Raw genomic sequence first — 1,464 nt, forward strand, 5'->3', positions numbered from 1 at the left:
TGCTCGAAATACCCAGTAGCCAGCTCTAGCCGCAATCTTGCGCGCCGCCGCTGATCAGGCTCGTCCGACTCCGTAACAATGTCAGTATGGTTACCCGGAGCACCCGGGGCGGATGCGTGGTTGGCGCATCCCGTCAGCAATACTGCCAACCAGCAGGCCGGCACCCAGATCATATTGGCGAGAATCCTCATGTACCCATCCCTTTGGCCACAACGACCTTGATTCCCCCAAGCATACCTTGCCGTTGCGCCGCCATGCGCTGATCTACACCTGTACGGTCCTGTACATCGCCGGCTAGTTGTCCACAAGCAGCATCAATGTCATCACCCCGGGTTTTTCTGATGGTGGTCACAATACCTGCCTCCATCAGAATCTTCGCAAATATCGTCACCTGGGCCATATCCGAGCGCCTCAGTCCCGAGGCGGGGAAGGGGTTGAACGGAATCAGGTTGAATTTGCAAGAGAGTCCTTTCGCCCCATGAGCATGAAACAGCGATACAAGCTGACGTGCATGCTCAGGCTGGTCGTTCACGCCGTCGAGCATGCAATACTCAAACGTGATGAAGTCCCTGGGTGCTGAGGATTGATAACGGGTACACGCGTCAAGCAGCTCGGCTATGGGATACTTTTTATTCAACGGCACGAGGTTGTCGCGGAGCGCGTCTTCCGGCGCATGCAGTGATACCGCCAGGGCCACGGGGCAGTCGCCGGCAAGGCGGTCAATCATGGGCACCACGCCCGAGGTGGACACCGTGACCCGGCGCCGCGACAGGCCATAGCCGTGATCGTCCAGCATGACCCTGAGCGCCGGAACCAGTTGTCCGTAGTTTTGCAGGGGTTCGCCCATGCCCATCATGACGACGTTGGAAATCACCCGTTCCTCGCGGCCCAGGTGCTGACGCAGGAAGTGTTCTGTAAACCACAGTTGGGAAATGATTTCCCCGGTGGTCAGGTTGCGGCTGAAGCCCTGGTGGCCCGTCGAGCAGAAGCGACAGCCGACGGCACAGCCGGCCTGCGAGGAAATGCACAAGGTTCCGCGGTCGGTTTCGGGAATGAAAACAGTTTCAATGACATCGCCGGCGCCGACGTCGAACAACCACTTGATCGTGCCGTCGGCAGAATCGTGGCGGGAGACCACTTTGGGTCCCTGTATATGGGCAGAACCGGTTAGCTTTTCACGCAGGGACTTGGCAAGGTCCGTCATCTGCGTGAAATCGGTTGCCCCCTTCTGGTGGATCCAGCGAAAGAGCTGCGTGGCGCGAAAGCGCTTTTCACCGAGCCGCTCGCAGAAGGCGGTCAAGCCATCCAGATCAAAATCGAGAAGGTTGGCCGTCATCGCGGCAGGCAACCGGCGGAACCGCCCCAAGCAAGCGACGGCCCTGGAAAGGGGTAGCAAGGCATGGGGTCGGACATGGTTAACGCGAGTAGACGTTCATGCCAGGGAAAAAGAAGGCAATTTCCACC

At 58.7% G+C, this 1,464-nt stretch carries 1 protein-coding gene and 1 pseudogene; both read right to left on the reverse strand.

Features of this window, described 5'->3' with window-relative positions; all coding sequences use genetic code 11:
• Positions 1-191: pseudogene (locus AC1D0Z_RS21660) on the reverse strand (type IV pilus biogenesis/stability protein PilW); the annotation flags it as partial.
• A complete protein-coding gene (gene rlmN / locus AC1D0Z_RS21665) occupies positions 188-1,336 on the reverse strand; it encodes a dual-specificity RNA methyltransferase RlmN (protein ID WP_477660212.1) in 1,149 nt (382 codons plus the stop codon). The pseudogene AC1D0Z_RS21660 and the gene rlmN, both read right to left, overlap by 4 nt.
• Positions 1,337-1,464 lie beyond the last annotated feature (128 nt).

The organism is Polaromonas sp. P1_E3 (assembly GCF_056405935.1).

Coding starts and splice junctions, on each gene's coding strand:
- rlmN (WP_477660212.1), bottom strand. CDS start 1,336: ATGACGGCCAACCTTCTCGATTTTGATCTGGATGGCTTGACCGCCTTC.